We start from the raw sequence: 19,050 nt of genomic DNA on the forward strand, positions 1-19,050 counted from the left end.
GCACATTTGGTTTATGGCTGCAAGAATAAGATACTGAGGTTTGCAGTGAGTTCACCTCCTATATGGGAACTGAATTTGGTTACAAAATAGCATCTGTATTTACATTGTAATTATTTGCTCTTAGCTCCCTTAATAGGGTTATTTTCCATGCTCCAGCATCATCTAACTCAGTGTACACAACACCACTTATATCGTTAGGTTTTTCTATATCACCTTTTACGAACGCAGAAACTTTTGAGCGTCCAAGAAGACCAATAAAATATCCATGTTCAAAAACTACATTTTGTCTGGCTCTAGGCTGCAAATTAGTATCCGATGGGCTATTTTTAGCCCCTACATCACAAGGTGTATATAGAACAACTGCAAAACCTACTTCACTAAAAGATTCTATTTTTTCAATTATTGTTTTGCTCGAACTGATTTGCTCATGGAGTATTATTGCTTCTAGCCCCGCTTTTTCTAAAAACCTAGCCATTTCTTGCTTCGCTGCATTATCTTGCCCATGAACAACAAATACTTTTTGGTTATCAGTAATTTTTGCTTTGGATGTAGTGGTTTCTATTACTTTATTTTTTAAAGTTTTTTGCTTGCTCTTTACTAATTCTTTTGTTACGTTCTCGAGATTCCGGTCACTACGAACAACATTTGCTTTAGAATAAACAATTAATACATTACGTGAACGCCGAGAATTGAGATCATCTACAATCTGTTGTATGGGTATATTAGACTTTTTGATTGTTAGAGCATCAATATTACTTAGGGGAATATATCTACCATCGATATATAGCTCTCCATCTGTGCAATATGGAGTGAGTATATCCTCATCAAGCTCTTGCAAATTTTGGCAGTCAAACCAATACACGAATTCAGGAGAGCCTTTAGCATTTCGCACTTTTGTTTGTAAAATTACATGATAATATTCATTAGACATATTTTTGTTCTTCTTTTTACTATAAATCTATAGTTAACAGTGAATTACAGTATCTTGCGTGAAGCTATCTTTGTTTGGCAATGATAGCTTGGTTATGGTTGAGTCGATAGTTTTTTATATCCGATTAATGCATCTGGTTCCAAATATTCATATTGCCATGTAGGAACTTTTAACTGATTATTCTCATATGCATTCATTACTGTTTCTAAGTCTGAAAACTGGTTTATTGATAATATACACTTTATTTTTTCAAAATAAATTTTTGAAGATGCCCTAGCATATATTTCAAATGTCCGCGGGTAGTTGGTGGTATAGACTAATGTGACAGGATACCATCTGTAGTACCTATTCATAGATACAATATCTAATCTAAGAAATAGAGTGAAATCAGCTTGCATCAGTTGCTTAAATTCAAAACCTGAATGTTTACATCGCTGTTTTAGTATATCGGCATGTAAAGATAATCGGTTAAGATTTAGTCTTTTATTTCGATGTTCTAATGAGCTTATGTGCGTATATATAGTTTCGTAGCTTGTCATTGGATCTTTACCTGAACTTGTTTTTTCAGGTATATAAAATTTCATTGTAAGGAATTCATTTAATATGGAAAATCTTTCATTTCTAATTAAAGCTGCAACAGCATATAAAAAGAGTTCATGAATAATAAATTTAAAGTTATCAAAATCACATTTTGACCAGCTATAACTATCTGATGGGGGATACGTATATGGGATTAACGTTTCGAAAAAACGGTGAAGTTTAATTATATTTTCTTCTGTTGCTGCATACTGTGCGATGTTTGAAAACAATGAGATAGCCTCATCCCTGAATGGTAAAAACTTATCTATATTTTCAATAAGTTGATCATCAAACTCGCCATTCCTTTCTATAATTCTAAAATTTTTAAGGTTATTGGAAAAGGTTGTTAGGTACTCATCAATAGCACCAGTCATGAATGATTTATTTTCACGGATAGCTGTGATAGCTCTTTTATAGCTGGCAGTTGTTCCAAGCGTGATACTATTTGAATCATCAAGAAATGATGGTCGTTTTCCTATTTCAGGTCTAACAAATAGAGGTTTGTCATAAATCCAGCGTAAAAGTTTCTCAAAACCGTCGCTATAATTGTCTTGCTCACTGAAATCAATATACATCCGAGACTTGTAATAAACAGGCAGATATGCTTTTCCATTACTATCTCTTTCTGTAACAATAGCGACAAATTTGCTTTGTTCTTGTTGCTGGTATACTTCTCTTGATATGATCTGTGTTTCTGTACCAACCCCGCCAGCTCTACCATTTGCTTTTTCAGCATACATTTTGTCACTGATAATTATTACTTTTTGTATTTCAGGATCAGTAACCATTTTTTCCATGAATGCAATGGCATCATGGCCTTCTTTTAGATCCCATTTGTCTAAGATGGCCTCAACTCCAGACTCTCTTAATTCAGTTGCTAAATTTAGCACAAATTGCTCGTGGTCAGGATTAGACCAGCTATACGATATAAATAATTTAGGGTTATCCATGAGTTTATCAATTCCAAAAAACAGATTAATTAGTCATATTGAATTATAACCGCTTGGAGATGAAAGGGAACCCCAAAAATACTACATGTAGTTATTTACATGAAGCTTGCAATACAATATATTGAAAGTTGACTTAAACTTAAAGGAGTAAGAAATGACAGTCAATAAGAAGAAAAGCTCGAAACAGTTAGCATCTCAAGCAGCTAAAACTATTCAAAGCAAAAATGCATCCCAAATCCAAAAAACCTTAGCGGCTTCTGTTCTTTCGCAATCAAGTAGCTCGAAACAAACAGGGGCAGAGATGGAAACTATTGCATCTAATGTGTTAAAAAGCTCAAAGTATAGTGACGAAACTAAAACTTTTGCTGCATCTGTGTTATCACAGGCAAATAAAGAACGTACTAGTAAAAAATAAACTATTTGGTGTATGCAAGCCCATTAGATTTGGGCTTGCTATTATGTGTGGAGTTATTTGGAATCAGCTTTTTGCTTCCAGTAAAGTTGTCTACTATCGTTAACATCATACGTGCCATCAGCATTTTCTTTCGTTATGACTAGCAACATTGATTCGCCGAGGTAGTATTGTGATGGCTTATCCCCTAAGTTTGTTGCTTCTTCTAACAACTTGATAGCTTTTTCGGTATTCTGTTCAACAAGGTATCCTCTCTCTAAAGGCAGCCAAAAATGATACGGTTGTTGTATCTTTTTAGTCTTGATGCCTTGATGTTTGGTAAATATGGGGTGACTAAAGACTTTAGTTGCTTCTTCATTTGTGATAACAAGTCTATCATCCTTATGATTAATTCTGGGTGTTGGAAGCGGTTCTTGTGGAATCGGATTCTGGGTTAAGTAACAAATGTGAAACTTTTTGTAAGTGGGAATTAGCTGTTTGAACCGATATAGCTTGAGTTTGACCTGATTTTTTTATTAATTTATGTAATGGACTCTGTTGCATATCTTTCGTTTTTAACCCGATTGGTAGGGATTTAAGGGGGTCTCTAAAATGTCTGCCTCCCTCCGGAGGCCTATCGTAAACAGTTAGAAAACTCTAAGTTGGTGTGTCTCAATTAATGGGGAGTGGACAATAGTAAGTTATCCAACTAGCGATATTCCTCTTATCCCGCCTTCAATAATACTCCCCCTATCTGCTTCCTCAATAAAATCAGCCCACCATTGCATCATGGGGCGTCTTTGCTCTAGGTAGTCACTGCGATTATAGGCGCGTCTAACTTCGTTTTTATCAACATGGGCTAAGGCGGCTTCGATAACGTCAGGTGGAAATCCTTGCTCATTGAGTGCCGTACTAGCAATTGAGCGTAGACCGTGTGAAACAAGTACACCACCGAATCCAGCGCGTTTTAATGCTGCATTGACGGTTTGGCTATTCATCGGTTGGGTAGGCTTGATTCGACTAGGAAAGATAAACTCACGATTACCACTTAATGGTTTCATTAGCTCTAAAATAGCTAAAGCAGCTTCAGATAACGGAACAGTGTGCTCACGGTTCATTTTCATTCTAGCAGCGGGGATCTTCCATTCCTTGGTTTCAAAGTTGATTTCGTCCCAGCGAGCTTCAGCGGCTTCGGCAGGGCGCGAGATGGTGAGTAGCTGCCACATAAACAAGCATCGAGTAGATAGGCTAATACTAGCTGTACGCATTGTCTGCATGAGCTTTGGTAGCTGATCAGGGGGAATACTTGGCATATTCTTTTTCTTGGGTTTTTCAAAAGCTTTGCCAATATTGATACTTGGAACGGCATCAATTAACCCAGTATTTTGAGCGTAGATCATGACTTCGTTAATACGCTGACAAAGGCGGCGAACGGTTTCTAATGCACCTCTGGCTTGAACTGGTTGTATTGCTTGGACCAATATATGCGCTTTGATGTCGGTAACGCTGATATCGCCTATGGCGGGAAAAACATCTCGTTCAAGTGAACGCCAGATATCATTACCGTAGTCTTCTGTGACGGTGGATTTCTTCACTTCCCACCAACGTTCAGCGACTAGTTGGAAGGTATTAGTTTTAGCCTCTTGAGAGTTCCTTATTTGATCTTTCTGATATTCTTGAGGGCCAATATCTTTCGCCAGTAATGAGCGAGATTCTGCTCTAAGTTTTCTAGCATCGGAAAGTGTGACAGCAGGGTAGGCCCCAAAACTTTGTTTGGTCCTTTGTTTTGTATAAGGGCGGTAGTAACGGAATTGCCATAACTTGCTTCCGCTAGATTTGATTAGCAGTGTGAGTCCATCACCATCATACAGCTGATAGTCCTTGTCCTGCGGTTTAGCTGCTTTGATTTCGGTATCGGTTAATGGCTTAGTTTTTCTTGCCATGAAAAATCTCCATGCGTTTAGGCCCAACAAAGATGTTAGTTCTTTTCGTTGGGCCTATCAATGGGCCTAAAGGAATTAGCTTGGGTGGGATAAAATAGGACAGCGTAGGACATAAAAAAGCCCGCAACTCATTGAGTTAGCGGGCTTTTCAGTCTTCTTTGGACGTCCTTAGAAGATAATTTGGTGGAGCTGGCGGGAGTTGAACCCGCGTCCGAAATTTCTACATCCTCGGTACTACATGCTTAGTCTAGTCTTTAAATTCATTTGCCAGCTGCGGACAGACACGCCACCAACAAACTATCCTGATTAAATTTAACGCTTCAACCCCAGGCAAGGCATCCACGCGATCTCTTTTGGGTTTGACCTCTCTTGATCCCCGTCCTAAGAGCGGAGGCTAGGGAGAGAGGGCTCTATGCAGGTTATTAAGCTGCTAGTGCGTAGTTTTCGTCGTTTGCGACTATTTTTTTGCGGCTTTTATCGAGGCCAACCGCCCCTCGGCATGCACCTTGGGTTTCGCAAATCCCGTCGAATCCAGAATCAGCCCCAAGTTGTTAAGTGCAGTATAACAGAAAAATACTCTAAAAAGCTAGAACTTAGCGATTAGAATGTTTCATTATACGTGCTTTATCTAGTTTCCATTCGCGTTCTTTAATATCAGAACGTTTGTCGTGTGCTTTTTTACCTTTTGCAACGCCAATTTTGACTTTGCACCAAGCATTTTTCCAATATAAAGAAAGAGCAACGACAGTATAACCTTCACGGTTTACGCGACCATAAAGGGTGTCTAATTCTCGTTGGTTCAGTAACAACTTTCTGCTGCGTGTTGGGTCACAAACTACGTGAGAGGATGCAACATTTAAAGGTGTGATATTCGCACCAAATAAATAGGCTTCACCATCCCTAAGCAGGACATAGCTATCACCAATGTTCGCTTTACCAGCACGGAGCGATTTTACTTCCCAACCTTGTAGGGACAAGCCAGCCTCGAATTCATCTTCGATAGAATACTCGTGGCGAGCACGTTTGTTTAGGGCAATAGTTGCCGAACCAGGTTTATAAGCTTTTTTCTTTGTCATAGTTTGTTCATTATACTGTAAGCTGAAGTGAAATAAATCTTTCCGTGTTTAAAAATGTGCCGATTGTGCAATTATTGTGCTTAATCCGTTTTGTTTTTTGTTTAACCAATCAATAGTGGTATTATATGGGCAGTTTTTGGGGATAGGAATTGATATGCCACAGATTAGTCGCTCTGCGTTAGTCCCATTTAGCGCGGAACAAATGTATAAACTTGTTAATGATGTCATTGCATATCCAAGCTTCTTGCCTGGATGTGTAGGTAGTCGGGTGATTAGTCATAGTGATGATGAAATGACCGCTTCTGTTGAGGTTTCAAAAGCAGGTATCAGTAAGACCTTTGTAACCAAAAATGTGTTAGAGGATAACAAGGGTATCCATATGCAATTGGTTGAAGGGCCTTTTAGTAAACTAACGGGAGGATGGCGCTTTATACCTCTAAGCCCAGATGCTTGTAAGATAGAATTCCATCTTGATTTTGAGTTTACTAATAAGCTGATTGAACTTGCATTTGGCAAAATCTTTAAAGAACTTGCGAATAACATGGTACAAGCTTTTACGTTGAGAGCGAAGGATATCTATAGTGTCTGAGCTAAATGTTGAAGTCACTTATGCTTTGCCGGAGAAGCAATATCTATTACCAGTTAAGGTTATGGAAGGTGCTACAGTTGAAGATGCAATAATGGCATCTGGTATCCTTGCATTACGGGCGGATATTGACCTTAAAAAAAATAAGGTGGGTATTTATAGTCGCCCTGCAAAACTGAGTGATAAGTTGAATGAGGGTGACCGAGTGGAAATTTATCGGCCTCTTATTGCTGATCCTAAAGAGTTACGCCGTAAACGGGCTGAAAAATCTAAAGATAGTAAAAAATAACTCTCTTTTTTGTGATTAAACCGAGTACTTGCTCGGTTTTTTATTGCCTGTTTTTGGATGGTTTAATCGTGCAGGTAGTATTACGGCTTAATCAGTATCTTTTCAACCAAATGAAAGAATTTTGCTATTATCATGTCTGGGTGCATATATTATGCCAGTACAAAAGCGCAGTATATTGACAGCATTCTATGAAAAGCGCTGTTGGTAATGAGAAGAACACTGGCGAAATAACGCCAATGAAATAGAGCTTAGCACTAGAGACAATGGCGTTAGTGTAATAGAGGATAGGGGGGAGACTCTTACTATTGCATTAAGTTGAGAATTTTTATTACCTGTTGATGAGTGCCTTGATGGATTAAACGGTATTAATGTAATACGCGATACTCATGATGCCAGTCAAATAGAGTGCAGCAGTAAAAATAGCTTTTATTGAACAAATTGAGAGTTTTTGGTTTTGATAGTGCGTACTTTGAATGGCTAAGTGGCTAATTGTATTCATCGCAGCGCAATTTAGTGCTAGGTTTGAGAATTCTTTAGATAGCCTAAAGCAGCAATAACTACCTGTTTTATATTGATGACAGGTAGCTATTGTAAGGCTAATTAACAAATAAGTGGATAACGAATATCAGTTAACAAGCTTATTTGCTTAGCATCTTTTTAGTCGCGGGAGCTGCGGTTTGTGGCTGCTCTGAAACAGGTTCACTAGCTTCAGTGTTGCTAGAAGCAGGCTCAGCAGATACTGGCTGTGCATTTTCAATTTCTTTTGCTTCCATAGATTCCTGCTCTGAAAGATCCTTCTCATTTTTGATATCAGTCAGGATACCATTACGGTCAAAGCTAAGAGTCAAAGTTTGTTGCTTAACGGGATCATGACCAAGCTCTTGGCGGAAAACATAATACCAAGTTTGAGTACCAAACGGGTCGGTTAACATTGGTGTGCCCAAAGTATACGCGACCTGTTGCTGAGTCATTCCTTTTTGTATCTTAGCAACATCTTTCGCTGTCAGGTAATTACCTTGGTTAATGTCAGGGTGATAGACCAGACGCTCCATCATTGAACAACCTGATGACATTAATGCGAGTGATAGTGCAGCAGCAGTTAACAGTTTATAACGCATGGATATCTCATTCCTTTTGGAGTCAGAACATCAATGATAATCGACATTGATACATTTTAAAACCTTCCGTATTGACTCTAAGACCATAGGAGTGCAAAAAAGTTGTCAAAATTTATGCGGCAAGTAACTCTTTTGCATTTGCCAATGTGTTTTTGGTCACTTCACTGCCTGCTAATAAACGTGCAAGTTCTTGTAAACGTGATTTTTTATCAAGTAATTGCATATGTGTTTCGGTTTCTATGCCGTTCGTTTCTTTACTGACATAAAAATGATGGTGCCCACAGCCTGCAACTTGGGGTAGATGTGTTACACACATGACTTGGGTTGATTCACCTAATTCACGGAGTAATCGCCCAACAATAGCAGCCGTTGGGCCGCTAATACCGACATCGACCTCATCAAAAATCAGTGCTGGTGTATCCATTTTTTTCGCTGTGATCACCTGAATAGCCAATGCGATACGTGATAATTCACCTCCAGAAGCAACTTTAGCAAGTGCTTGATGTGGTTGCCCTGGGTTTGTTGTGACATTGAACTCCACCTTGCTTGCCCCATCTGGCTGTAGATGCTCAGGGGTAAACTTAACATCAATAGTAAACCGACCATGAGGCATAGAAAGTTGATGCATACTATTAGTAATCAGTTGACTCAGTTCTTGAGCATACTCTAAACGAACTTGGTGCAGATCTTGAGCACAAGCCATCGCATGTTGATGATCTTGGTGAACTTGCTCACTTAGCATTTCACAATCTTCATTTTGGTTGGCTATTTTTTCTTGTTCGTCTAATAACTGCTGATAAAGCTCAGGTAATGCCTCTGGCATAATATGATGTTTACGAGCAAGGCTAATTTGTTTTGATATACGCTGTTCAAGTTCATACAAGCGATTAGGATCCAATTCATACTGATCACAATAATGCCTTAACTCATCGCTTGCCTCGCTGACTTGAATAGATGCTTCTTCTAGCATATTGAGTAGACTAGAAAATTTTGTATCAAGGGATGCTAGCTCGGCTAATTCATGCTTGGCGCTGTTGAGTAAACTCAAAATATTAGCATCATCACTCTCGGACATAATTTGCATGGCATTTTGCCCAAGCGTTAAAAACTGCCCGTAATTAGCGAGTTGCTTATATTCCTGCTCAATACTTTCAAATTCACCTTGAACAGGTGAAAACTCAGCTAATTCTTTTAAATGATAATCAAGCAACTGTTGACGCGACTCACGCTCTTGCATCTGTTTTTGAAACATGGCGAGCTGTTGGCATGAATCATGCCACTTTTGCCATGCGTGTTTCATTTGTAAGAAACGCTCTTGTTGATTGGCATAGGCATCCAGCAGTGATTTCTGATGGTTATTATCGAGTAAAAGCTGATGTGCGTGTTGCCCATGGATTTGGATAAGCAGAGCGCCCAGTTCACGAAGCTGTGAAAGTGGCACCGCTGTACCATTAATAAAACCACGTGAACGACCATCTAACGTAATGGTACGCCGTAAAAGACATTCACTTTGATTATCAAGTTCATGTTCAATGAGCCACTTGGCAGCCATATCTGCATCCACTAAGGAGAAGCGTGCACATAAGTCAGCGCGTTGTGCGCCGGGACGTACCATATTGGCATCGCCGCGGCTACCTAAGCAGAGACCAAGTGCATCAATAGCGATAGATTTACCTGCACCAGTTTCACCTGTAATTGTGGTCATACCGCTACGAAAATCGATTTCCAGATCACGAACGATAGCAAAATTATTAATGGTAAGTTGGGTAAGCATCTGCGCTCTCCTGTGAAAATACACACCTGTGTTTGTATACAGTGTATCCTGTTTTTTTATACAGTAAAGAGGCAGATGAAAAAAATTAGAAAGTTTTTTTGGCCCAGCCTAATTTTGAGCTTAACGTATTGAAATAGTTATAATCTTTTGGGTGAATAAGATTTAAACTTTTATTACTACGCTGTATGACGACTTCTTCACCATCTTGTATAGGAAGCATGATTTGGCTATCACAGCTCACTTCATAGTCAATATTACTGCGTAAAAATTTCAGGCGAATACGACTATCACTGCTGATCACTAATGGGCGTGAAGAGAGCGTATGTGGGAACATAGGGACGAGTACAATTGCATCAAGATTTGGTGTGAGAATTGGCCCTCCAGCAGAGAGTGAATAGGCTGTCGAGCCTGTCGGAGTGGCGATAATTAACCCATCAGAGCGTTGTGAAAAGGCAAAACGATCATCAATGTACACTTCGAATTCAATCATATGAGCGACTTTACCGGGGTGTAATACCACCTCATTAATTGCGCTACTTTTTCGTGCTTTCTGATTCGGTTTTATTACTTGTGCTTCCAGCAAAAAACGTTGTTCTTCATGATATTCGCCATCCAACACGCGAGATAATTGCTGTAAAGCATTATCAGGGTCAAGATCAGTGAGAAATCCAAGGTTCCCGCGGTTAACACCAATCACTTTATTATTGTAGCGAGATAGAATTCTAGCAGCCCCTAGCATGTTGCCGTCACCGCCAACAACAATAACTAAATCAGCCTGTTGACCAATCTCTGTAAGGTTACCTGTGTTCGCATTTTGTAGTTTTAAATCTTTGGCCACTTGTTTATCAATAATGGCATGATAATTTTTAGATAATAGCCAATTATAGATTAATTCATGGGTCGCTAAAGCTTCGGGATGACGTGGATGCCCCACAATACCGATAGTTCGAAAATTTGTTTTTTGCGTGTTATTACCCTTACGCATAATTTTTTGGCCTCTCATTGCGTGACGTCCCTTGAATCCCTGTTTTATATCCCCATAATACTCTAATAAATGGGATTAATGCTAAATACGCGGAGAAATTCATGAGTAGTAAAGAACAAAACATGCATGATGAGCAAGCCCCTGAGCTAAATGAAGAGCAAAAGTCGGAGTTAGAGCAAGAGCAAGAAGCGCAGCAGGCGGATCCACAGGCAGAAGTACAAGCGTTAGCAGCGCGTATTGCTGAGCTTGAAGAACAACTCGCAGCGTCACAAAAAGTGGAGCGCGAAGCGATGCTACGTGCACATGCTGAAATTGAAAATATCCGTCGTCGTACGGAACAAGATATTGAAAAAGCTCATAAATTTGCGCTTGAAAAGTTTTCAAATGAGTTGTTACCCGTGATTGATAACTTAGAACGTGCTATTGATGCCGCTGATCATGAAAGCGAAACATCAAAAGCAATGTTAGAAGGCTTAGATTTAACTCTTAAAACCTTTTTAAGTGCTGTCGGGAAATTTGGTATTGAAGTCGTTGGTGAGTCCAATGTGGCCTTTAACCCTGAAGTCCATCAAGCAATGACAATGGTTGAATCGCCTGACCATCAACCAAACCAAGTGATTGATGTGATGCAAAAAGGTTATCTTTTAAACGGTCGCTTATTAAGACCTGCAATGGTTATCGTTTCTAAGTAATTAACGCATAACTAAATTGAAACCGGGTGAGCAATAGCGACCCGGTTTTTTTGTCACTCAAAAAAGTTAAGCTTCGATAACAGGCGTCCAATCGATGGCTTCAAGCCCTTGCTGCTGCAATAGTTGATTCGTTTGTGAGAAGTGCCCACAACCTAAAAAACCCCGGTGAGCTGACAACGGCGATGGGTGAGGGGCTTTTAGTACATGATGGCGCTTAGTATCAATGATACGGCCTTTCTTTTGGGCATGTGAACCCCACAACAAGAAAACAACGCCTTCTCTATGCTCATTAATGGCAGCAATCACTTTATCTGTAAAAGTTTCCCACCCTAAATGGGCATGAGAGTGCGCATTGCCTTGCTCTACGGTTAATACTGTATTTAACAAGAGCACCCCTTGTTGCGCCCAACTCAGCAGATAGCCATGATTGGGGCGTTTAAACCCAGGGATGTCGTTTTCTAACTCTTTGTACATATTGACCAATGAGGGAGGGGGCTTAATTCCCGGAAGAACCGAAAAAGATAAGCCATGGGCTTGACCCGGACCATGATAAGGATCTTGACCCAAAATGACGACTTTAACATCGGCAAGCTCGGTATATCTAAAGGCGTTAAACACATCTTGCTGTGGGGGATAAATAATTTTTCCTTTTTGACGTTCGTTCGCCACATAGGCAAGCGTGTCTTTAAAATAAGCCTGTGTTTTTTCTGAGCCAATGACGTCGTGCCAAGTAGGTGTGTTTGACATGAAAATTCCTATAACAAACAAATTATGTCTATAAGCTTACAGTTTAAGACCCAAGAGATAAAGGCGAGCTTTTGTCTATTTGATTAAAAAATTTTTTAAAAATAACTAAAAAAATTGATTTTTATAAATAATAAAAATTGATTTAAAACATAGTGTTGGGTGAATGACGGTTAATTACCCCTTGAAATTGTTGATAAATATCAAAGAAGCTGAGGGTTCTAGCTGGTATATAGTGTGTAGAAACATTGGTTAGACCAAATATTTTATTGGCAGTCAAATGAGTGGATTGATCCCAATCCTACCCGAACGTGGAGGTCGACATGATTACTGGTATTCAAATTACTAAAACTGACAATGCAGCGCTATTGAACTCTTTTTGGTTACTTGATGAAGAGAAAAATGAAGCGCGTTGTGTTTGTGCAAAAGCAGATTATAACGAAGGACAAATTGTTGCTAAGGATGAGTTAGGTGCTTTTGAGTACCGTGAAGTACCTTTAGAAGTTAAGCCAACAGTCCGTGTTGAAGGTGGTCAACACCTGAATGTCAACGTTTTAAGCCGTGAAACCTTAGAAGATGCGGTGAAAAACCCTGAAAAATATCCACAGTTAACAATTCGTGTTTCTGGTTATGCAGTGCGTTTTAACTCTCTGACACCAGAACAACAACGTGACGTGATCACTCGTACTTTTACTGAAAGCCTGTAATTGTTGTATTGTTCAAGGTAGAAGTATTAGTTTAAAATTAATTCAAAAAGCCATTGAATTCAATGGCTTTTTTATTCTTCTCTAATAAAGTACATTCTTTTTCCCTGCTGAAATTTCGCCTTTAATGATCTCCCTTATCACATCTTCAATGGGGAGAGTCTATGTCTTCTATCAATCAGAGTATCCAAACTAACTCATTAAATGAAATATCGTTAATTAAAGAAAGCATTAATATCTATCAGAGAAAAAGTGGTGTATTGGCACTGTGCTCTGAACAAAATCAATGGACGCAGACGCTATCGCCAAAACAACTTTTAGGCCCACATGCTCAATCGCATGATTATCTTATTGGGTTAATTGCTTATGGGGTCTATCTTAAAGATTGGAAAAATCTGCATGGTGTTGAGCGCCTTAATGCTCTGCAACTCAAAGAAATTGGCATTGATCCAAGCTTACTACGCGATAAATCAACAGGTTTTGAAGCTAATATTTGTCGCTTTAATGATTTGTATATTATTAGTTTTGCTGGTTCTGATGAACTCGTTGATTTCTATGCTGATTTACGACAAGGGCTGGGCTACTTTGAACCGCAATATTTTCAAGCGGTAAATTTAACCAACATTCTACATCGGGTCTCTAAAGGGAATATGATTTGTATAGGTCACTCTTTAGGCGGCGGATTAGCCACATTTGCAGCTCTTGCAAGCCAGACACCTTGCATCGCCTTTAGCTCTGCTGGTGTTTCTGCGAATACTATCAAGCAGATTGGTATGGATTACGAGACCGCAAAACAAGTGGCAAAGGATGGTCTCGTTCGCTTTTATGTGGTTCGTTATGATTGGTTAGATTTGTTGCAGTCAGTGATGCCATTTCCTCCCGCCTTAGGTAACAAAATTGTGTTGGATTACTATAAAGGGGAAAAAACGTGGCGGGATTGGCTCCCTCATCGTCTGTTAACACGTAACTTTATCGCCCATACGATGCCAAAAATTCTCAAAATGATGTGTCATTTTACACCGTGGGTAAATAAACAGGCGATGGTTAATGATGATTTTAATACACAGTTAGAAGAATTTAGCTGCAATTTTGCATTGAGTCATGACAGCACTCTGGCAGATTGGCAAAACAGCTGTGAAAACAGTATTAAGCAAGGCAATGTGACTGAATTTTCTACCTTGCTTTCAATGAGAAATCAACCAGCGAATTTTAATGAGCTACTAGGGTATGCCGTTCGTTCGACTGATCCTCGCTTTATGAAAATTCTTCTGAGTTCTGCTTATACAGATGAAATCAGAAAAACGTCATTGCCACAAAATCGCACTTATTTGCATTTAGCGGCGCAGTCAGGAAGGTTAGAGCAACTGGAAGTTTTATTAGCTGAAGGGGTAGAAATCAACGCAGTAGATGATTTAGGTAACACATCGTTACATGATGCATTAGGGAGCCATGCGTTATCAGTTGCTGAGTTTTTGCTGAGCCAAGGTGCTGATTGGCGTATTAAAAACTATCAGGGGTATGATTGCCGTGATGTTTTAGTAAACCATATGATTAAAGTGGATATGTTATCTGCGCAAGGAAAAAGAATGCGTGAAAAATTGCAGATGATAATGATGCAATAAAAAACGGGCCGTAGCCCGTTAGTTGCATTATTCAGCGTTATCGCGAGTTGGTGTCGTAGAAGAGGAATTTGGTTTACGGCGTTTGCCAATGTTCTTTTTGTCACGATGACGAACTTTGGTTTTCTTTTTGGACTCTTCTTCTTTTTTCTTTTTCTCTTTACGTTTTGCGAGCACTTTCTTAGATGGTTTTGGTTTATTCATCATAGATTCTGAAGGTGCTTTGGTGCTTGGGCGTAGACTATCGATGACTCGCATTTTAATGGAGTCTTCAATATAACGGCTGACTTTACCGAACAGCGGATAGTCATGAGCTTCTATCAGTGAAATAGCGGTGCCTTTGCGGCCTGCACGACCGGTACGACCAATACGGTGGAGATACACATCAGCGGTGCGCGACATGTCAAAGTTAAAGACATGACTGACATTATCGATATCAAGTCCTCGCGATGCAACATCGGTCGCTACGAGTACTTTGACTTGCCCTGTCACTAAACGACGAACGGCTTCATTACGTTTCGCTTGAGCCATTTCTCCTTCAAGGTAACAAGACTCAATACCTGCATCTCGTAACCATTGTACGACTTCACGGACACGCTCACGCTTACGAACAAAAACAATGGATTTAGTCACATCCTCTTGTTTTAGCAGATGGCACAACAAGGCTGTTTTGTGTTCTAAATTATCGGCACGATAGTAAAACTGTTGTATTTTTTTACGTTCGCGACGTGACGATTCGGCATCAATTTCAACAGGATCTTCTAGCAGTCGTTCAGAAAAATCACGAATAGCTTCGCCTTCAAGGGTAGCAGAGAACAGCATAGTTTGTTTACGCCAGCGTGTTTCACCTGCAATTGTTTCAATGTCATTGGCAAAGCCCATGTCGAGCATGCGATCAGCTTCATCAAGGATCAGGATTTCAACGGCGCGACAGTCAAAATTTTCTTCTTTGATGTATTGAAGCAAGCGGCCTGTTGTCGCGACAACAATATCTTGGTTTTCGCTAAAAACTTCAGCATGGTTCATATACGCGACACCGCCTGTAATCGTAGCGATATCGAGATGGTTATGTGCACATAACTCTTTTGCTTGGTCTGCAACCTGCATGGCTAGCTCACGCGTTGGTGTTAATATCAGCACTCGCGGAGGACCGGACTTTTTCCTTGGAAAGTCAAGTAAGTGTTGGATGGCTGGCAGCAAAAATGCGGCGGTTTTACCCGTACCAGTAGGGGCTGAACCTAAAACGTCACGCCCATCCATTGCGGCAGGGATAGCGGCAGCCTGAATTGCAGTTGGGCGTTCATAGCCTTTGTCTGCCAGCGCGTTGATCAGGCTTTCATCGAGTTCAAGTTCAGTAAATGTGGTTGCAGTCATGATATACCTCTATTTGGGGCGCTGATTATAAACAGGTTAGCCAAATTGTTCATCAGAAAATATCGATCTTTTAGCAAAGTGTACCTGTTTTAAGTTTCAACGGGCAGTGATATTGCCAGAAAGCGTGCTTTTCCGAGGTGAAAAGCACGCGATGGGGGTTAGCTGAGGATATTAATTAACCAAGTATGATAAGGGATACCAACTAAATCAATTAAAACAGCACCACTTAGCGGAACGATCATGAACGCTTTCATTGAGACATGTTTATAGCGTTCGCACACAGAGGACATATTTGCCATTGCATTAGGTGTCGCTCCTAATCCATGCCCCATTAATCCAGCACACATAACAGCGGCATCGTAATCTTTGCCTAAAAGTTTAAAGATCACGAATACAACCAATAGAACGAGGACAACCACTTGGGCGAATAGAATAATAAAGAGTGGTAAGGCAACGTCTTTGAGCTCCCAAATTTTTAGCGACATCATTGCCATGGTTAAGAATAGGCCGAGAGAGACCTCAGAAATTAAATCAACAGATTTTTGGTTGATTTTAAATAGGTTAACTTGGTCATTAATATTACGAATAATAATCGCAATGATCATGGCACCGACATAGCTAGGCAAAGAGAAGCCTGTTGCTTTGGTAAATTGTGCAGATGCGAATTGACCAATTACCATGATCCCGAGTACCAAAGCGAGCATTTTCAAAAAGGCATGGGCGTCAATGGACTCAATCTTACCTGCAATGGTCTCTGTTACTTTTGGGCTTTGCACTGACTCATCCGCTTGGATGGTCACCTTATATTTTTTAATCAGGAAAGAGGCAATGGGGCCGCCTAGTAGGCTACCGGTGATTAAACCAAAAGTTGCCGCTGCAATCGCCGCAACCGTCGCTGACTGCACACCTAAGCCTTCTGCCATTTGACCAAATGCAGCAGCACCGCCATGGCCTCCTGTTAATGAAACACCACCTGCCATAACGCCAATGACTGGGTCAATGCCTAATAAATGCGCCAGTCCGGCACCAAACGTATCTTGGAAGATCACTGTAAACCAGCAAATAAACAGATAGATAAACAGGAGTTTACCGCCGTTTTTGAGAATGCGAAAGCTGCCATCAATACCAATCGTGGTAAAGAAGGCAACCATTAAGAAGGTTTGCAAACTCGTGTCAAACTGGATTTCAGCTAAATTAAAGGATTTTAGCCCCCAAATAATCAGGCTTACTAAGAAGCCACCAATTACTGGGGATGGGATACAAAAACGTTGTAGCCATTCGATACGTTTTTTTAAATGGATGCCCATAAGCAGGCACAATACAGTAAGCAGAAGTGTAGATAATGTGTCTAGTTGTAATGTCATATAATTTTCCCGGTGTGCCCGCTTTCACAATTTGTCGTCTTTAGCGGCTAGCCGCATCCTTATTGATACTTTAAAGGTTGCTTGTACGCTGCCTAGCGACAGTTTTGAAATTCCAAAGCCTATTTCTACTTAGCTGATTAACTAAAGAAGAACATGCTAGAGATCTATCATTGCCGCTTTATTTTTTGTCAGTACTTTTTCAAATACTGTTATTGTTATATCGCTACAAATTGAGTCTACGGGCGATTTATCAGTCGCGTTATTGTGTTTATTAGAATAAAAATTGGTAAATCAAATAAGCTGCTAATTTTGAAGTATGATTATCGATATCGAATTCTGGGTTGCACTCTGCAATATCAAAGAGTGCAATTTTGTTGCTGGCTTTAATCACCGAAAACAGTTCATCAAAGATCTCAGTAGTGATCCCTTTCGCTGCGGGAGCGCTGACTCCAGGCGCAATTGCGGCAGAAAAGACATCCAGATCAACGGTTACATATAAATAATCGACGTTATTAATAAACTGTTGAAGCCGCTCTATGGCCTTAGGTAATTGACTGTGATTTAGTTCTTTATCACGAATATATTGGCAACCTAATTTATCCGCCGTATCAAATAACACTTTCGTATTACCATGATCAGCAATACCTAAACAGAGATAATTAAATGGGCGATGATGCTGCTGGCATAAGTGTGCCGATTGTAAAAAAGGTGTGCCGGAAGTGGCTTCAGGTGCCGTTCGTAAATCAAAATGCGCATCAAAATTAATGATACCTATTGTTTTTGTAGGCTGGGTTTGAGCGATGAAGTCAAACAGTCCTTGAAAGCTGGCAAAAGCCACTTCATGACCGCCACCTAAAACAATGGGGGTCTGATTTGATGATAAAATATTGATAAGTTCATCCGAAAGACGACGTTGCGCTGCTTCTAAATCGCCATCGTCACAGCGAACAGTGCCGGCATCACGGATGGACAAGGGGTGATGTATCGGAAGGCCAGCTAACTGCTGACGGATTGCATCAGGTCCTGCTTTGGCACCGAGCCGTCCTTTATTGCGCCTAACGCCTTCGTCAGATGCAAAACCAATTAAAGCAAACTGTGCAGGGGTATTTTTATTCATGACTTGATGGATACGTAGGTGCTCCTCAGTATCACCATCAGTACGGCCTTGCCAGATAAAAGGTGCTGCCATAATTACTCCATATTAATTAGTTTAGTCATGTTATGAGCTGCTTTGCAGGTCTCAGAGATAAACTCGTCAACTCGATGGGTTGAACGAAATTCAGGTGCCATCACAGAGACGACGGCAATCACATCGTTTCCTTTAAAAATAGGGGCTGAAACGCCTAAGACTCCTTCATCTATTTCACCGTATGAAACGCCATATCCTTGCTGGCGGATTTGCATCAGTGCATTTTTTAATTGCGTTATACTTTCAGGGGTGGGTAACTGTTCTTTATGAGTTTCAAATACTAATGATTGGTAGTCTTCATCTCGAAAGGCGAGCAAGGTTTTCGCGCTAGCGCCTTTAATTAGAGTATTACCACGGCCAATGACAAAAGAGCAGCGTAAGGCTTGTGAACTCTCAATCATGTCAACACAGATAGTTTCACATAGGTTTGATGTAATAATAGCGACCGTTTCTTGGGTCTTTTTACTCAGAGCTTGGAGTTCTAGCTGGGATGAATTCATGAGTAAACTGTGGTGATAGTATTTTTCTTGAGTTTTGATACTCTGCGCACCAACAGTGTAAGTGCCATATTGTTTTGCATGGGTCACAAATTCCCAATTTATGAGAATGGCTAATAATCGATAAACAGTAGAAACTGGAATATTTAATGCGTTAGAAATCACTTGCGGAGTTACCGGAGCCGCGCTTGCAGTGATGTAAGATAAAATATTCAATGTCCTGTTAATACTGTTCATGATATCCC

18 protein-coding genes and 1 other RNA gene are annotated in these 19,050 nt (G+C 40.1%); 6 read left to right on the forward strand and 13 right to left on the reverse strand.

The annotated features are described in order from the left end of the window. Nucleotides 1–79 precede the first annotated feature (79 nt). Both PSF11_RS17340 and PSF11_RS17345 read right to left on the reverse strand, forming a co-directional pair. The gene (locus PSF11_RS17340) at nt 80–931 is read right to left on the reverse strand and encodes a TIR domain-containing protein (protein ID WP_072502424.1); all 852 of its coding nucleotides are present in this window, start codon (nt 929–931) and stop codon (nt 80–82) included. Between the two features lie 92 nt (nt 932–1,023). Further along, on the reverse strand, nt 1,024–2,460 hold the full coding sequence (locus PSF11_RS17345) for an SEFIR domain-containing protein (RefSeq protein ID WP_072502423.1): 1,437 nt from the start codon (nt 2,458–2,460) through the stop codon (nt 1,024–1,026). 154 nt (nt 2,461–2,614) lie between these two features. Between PSF11_RS17345 and PSF11_RS17350 the strand changes: the two genes are divergently transcribed. Next, nucleotides 2,615–2,875: a hypothetical protein gene (locus PSF11_RS17350; RefSeq protein ID WP_072502422.1), complete on the forward strand. Its 261-nt coding sequence runs from the start codon at nt 2,615–2,617 to the stop codon at nt 2,873–2,875. Between the two features lie 677 nt (nt 2,876–3,552). Here the strand turns inward: PSF11_RS17350 and PSF11_RS17355 are convergent. From PSF11_RS17355 to smpB, 3 genes are all read right to left on the reverse strand, one after another. Then, a complete protein-coding gene (locus PSF11_RS17355) occupies nt 3,553–4,794 on the reverse strand; it encodes an integrase (protein ID WP_072502421.1) in 1,242 nt (413 codons plus the stop codon). A gap of 181 nt (nt 4,795–4,975) precedes the next feature. Further along, nucleotides 4,976–5,339: a transfer-messenger RNA gene (ssrA, locus tag PSF11_RS17360) on the reverse strand. Nucleotides 5,340–5,387: 48 nt separating this feature from the next. Continuing rightward, entirely contained in the window at nt 5,388–5,870 is a 483-nt protein-coding gene (gene smpB / locus PSF11_RS17365) for an SsrA-binding protein SmpB (RefSeq protein ID WP_004921558.1), read from the reverse strand. 154 nt (nt 5,871–6,024) lie between these two features. Here smpB and PSF11_RS17370 point away from each other — a divergent pair, with 154 nt between their 5' ends. Together PSF11_RS17370 and PSF11_RS17375 are read left to right on the forward strand one after the other, a co-directional pair. After that, on the forward strand, nt 6,025–6,459 hold the full coding sequence (locus PSF11_RS17370; RefSeq protein ID WP_014656346.1) for a type II toxin-antitoxin system RatA family toxin: 435 nt from the start codon (nt 6,025–6,027) through the stop codon (nt 6,457–6,459). Beyond that, nucleotides 6,452–6,745: an RnfH family protein gene (locus PSF11_RS17375; protein ID WP_004921549.1), complete on the forward strand. Its 294-nt coding sequence runs from the start codon at nt 6,452–6,454 to the stop codon at nt 6,743–6,745. Before PSF11_RS17370 ends, PSF11_RS17375 begins: the two co-directional genes overlap by 8 nt. Nucleotides 6,746–7,383: 638 nt before the next feature. Here PSF11_RS17375 and bamE read toward each other — a convergent pair. The 3 genes from bamE to nadK form a co-directional block, all read right to left on the reverse strand. Continuing rightward, nucleotides 7,384–7,863: an outer membrane protein assembly factor BamE gene (gene bamE / locus PSF11_RS17380; RefSeq protein WP_004921543.1), complete on the reverse strand. Its 480-nt coding sequence runs from the start codon at nt 7,861–7,863 to the stop codon at nt 7,384–7,386. A 112-nt stretch (nt 7,864–7,975) separates the two neighbouring features. Then, the gene (gene recN / locus PSF11_RS17385; protein ID WP_004921539.1) at nt 7,976–9,637 is read right to left on the reverse strand and encodes a DNA repair protein RecN; all 1,662 of its coding nucleotides are present in this window, start codon (nt 9,635–9,637) and stop codon (nt 7,976–7,978) included. 85 nt (nt 9,638–9,722) lie between these two features. Then, complete coding sequence (gene nadK / locus PSF11_RS17390) at nt 9,723–10,622, reverse strand: NAD(+) kinase (protein ID WP_040133505.1); 900 nt, start codon at nt 10,620–10,622, stop codon at nt 9,723–9,725. A 101-nt stretch (nt 10,623–10,723) separates the two neighbouring features. On the opposite strand from nadK, the gene grpE reads away from it, so the two are divergent. Beyond that, complete coding sequence (gene grpE / locus PSF11_RS17395) at nt 10,724–11,314, forward strand: nucleotide exchange factor GrpE (RefSeq protein WP_004921530.1); 591 nt, start codon at nt 10,724–10,726, stop codon at nt 11,312–11,314. Nucleotides 11,315–11,380: 66 nt separating this feature from the next. On the opposite strand, the gene ung is transcribed toward grpE, so the two are convergent. Next, nucleotides 11,381–12,061: a uracil-DNA glycosylase gene (ung, locus tag PSF11_RS17400; RefSeq protein ID WP_004921528.1), complete on the reverse strand. Its 681-nt coding sequence runs from the start codon at nt 12,059–12,061 to the stop codon at nt 11,381–11,383. 320 nt (nt 12,062–12,381) lie between these two features. On the opposite strand from ung, the gene grcA reads away from it, so the two are divergent. Both grcA and PSF11_RS17410 read left to right on the forward strand, forming a co-directional pair. After that, complete coding sequence (gene grcA, locus PSF11_RS17405) at nt 12,382–12,765, forward strand: autonomous glycyl radical cofactor GrcA (protein WP_004921525.1); 384 nt, start codon at nt 12,382–12,384, stop codon at nt 12,763–12,765. 161 nt (nt 12,766–12,926) lie between these two features. Further along, nucleotides 12,927–14,384, forward strand: coding sequence for an ankyrin repeat domain-containing protein (locus PSF11_RS17410; protein WP_072502420.1), 1,458 nt, complete (start codon nt 12,927–12,929; stop codon nt 14,382–14,384). 27 nt (nt 14,385–14,411) lie between these two features. On the opposite strand, the gene srmB is transcribed toward PSF11_RS17410, so the two are convergent. The 4 genes from srmB to PSF11_RS17430 all read right to left on the reverse strand — a co-directional run bounded on the left by srmB (nt 14,412) and on the right by PSF11_RS17430 (nt 19,042). Continuing rightward, nucleotides 14,412–15,755 (reverse strand): ATP-dependent RNA helicase SrmB, encoded by a 1,344-nt coding sequence (gene srmB / locus PSF11_RS17415; protein ID WP_072502419.1) that lies wholly within the window; start codon nt 15,753–15,755, stop codon nt 14,412–14,414. 158 nt (nt 15,756–15,913) lie between these two features. Continuing rightward, entirely contained in the window at nt 15,914–17,119 is a 1,206-nt protein-coding gene (gene gltS, locus PSF11_RS17420) for a sodium/glutamate symporter (protein ID WP_014656340.1), read from the reverse strand. 271 nt (nt 17,120–17,390) lie between these two features. After that, nucleotides 17,391–18,308: a formimidoylglutamase gene (gene hutG / locus PSF11_RS17425; RefSeq protein WP_040133320.1), complete on the reverse strand. Its 918-nt coding sequence runs from the start codon at nt 18,306–18,308 to the stop codon at nt 17,391–17,393. Between the two features lie 2 nt (nt 18,309–18,310). Then, nucleotides 18,311–19,042, reverse strand: coding sequence for an IclR family transcriptional regulator (locus PSF11_RS17430; protein WP_061063853.1), 732 nt, complete (start codon nt 19,040–19,042; stop codon nt 18,311–18,313). Nucleotides 19,043–19,050: the final 8 nt, after the last annotated feature.

The sequence above is a fragment of the Providencia sp. PROV119 genome, from assembly GCF_028482435.1.
GTDB classification, from domain to species: domain Bacteria; phylum Pseudomonadota; class Gammaproteobacteria; order Enterobacterales; family Enterobacteriaceae; genus Providencia; species Providencia stuartii.

Bases quoted from the DNA above. Each gene is read 5' to 3' on its own strand.
- PSF11_RS17340 (WP_072502424.1), bottom strand. From the start codon at position 931: ATGTCTAATGAATATTATCATGTAATTTTACAAACAAAAGTGCGAAAT.
- PSF11_RS17345 (WP_072502423.1), bottom strand. From the start codon at position 2,460: ATGGATAACCCTAAATTATTTATATCGTATAGCTGGTCTAATCCTGAC.
- PSF11_RS17350 (WP_072502422.1), top strand. From the start codon at position 2,615: ATGACAGTCAATAAGAAGAAAAGCTCGAAACAGTTAGCATCTCAAGCA.
- PSF11_RS17355 (WP_072502421.1), bottom strand. From the start codon at position 4,794: ATGGCAAGAAAAACTAAGCCATTAACCGATACCGAAATCAAAGCAGCT.
- smpB (WP_004921558.1), bottom strand. From the start codon at position 5,870: ATGACAAAGAAAAAAGCTTATAAACCTGGTTCGGCAACTATTGCCCTA.
- PSF11_RS17370 (WP_014656346.1), top strand. From the start codon at position 6,025: ATGCCACAGATTAGTCGCTCTGCGTTAGTCCCATTTAGCGCGGAACAA.
- bamE (WP_004921543.1), bottom strand. From the start codon at position 7,863: ATGCGTTATAAACTGTTAACTGCTGCTGCACTATCACTCGCATTAATG.
- recN (WP_004921539.1), bottom strand. From the start codon at position 9,637: ATGCTTACCCAACTTACCATTAATAATTTTGCTATCGTTCGTGATCTG.
- nadK (WP_040133505.1), bottom strand. From the start codon at position 10,622: ATGCGTAAGGGTAATAACACGCAAAAAACAAATTTTCGAACTATCGGT.
- grpE (WP_004921530.1), top strand. From the start codon at position 10,724: ATGAGTAGTAAAGAACAAAACATGCATGATGAGCAAGCCCCTGAGCTA.
- ung (WP_004921528.1), bottom strand. From the start codon at position 12,061: ATGTCAAACACACCTACTTGGCACGACGTCATTGGCTCAGAAAAAACA.
- grcA (WP_004921525.1), top strand. From the start codon at position 12,382: ATGATTACTGGTATTCAAATTACTAAAACTGACAATGCAGCGCTATTG.
- PSF11_RS17410 (WP_072502420.1), top strand. From the start codon at position 12,927: ATGTCTTCTATCAATCAGAGTATCCAAACTAACTCATTAAATGAAATA.
- srmB (WP_072502419.1), bottom strand. From the start codon at position 15,755: ATGACTGCAACCACATTTACTGAACTTGAACTCGATGAAAGCCTGATC.
- gltS (WP_014656340.1), bottom strand. From the start codon at position 17,119: ATGACATTACAACTAGACACATTATCTACACTTCTGCTTACTGTATTG.
- hutG (WP_040133320.1), bottom strand. From the start codon at position 18,308: ATGGCAGCACCTTTTATCTGGCAAGGCCGTACTGATGGTGATACTGAG.
- PSF11_RS17430 (WP_061063853.1), bottom strand. From the start codon at position 19,042: ATGAACAGTATTAACAGGACATTGAATATTTTATCTTACATCACTGCA.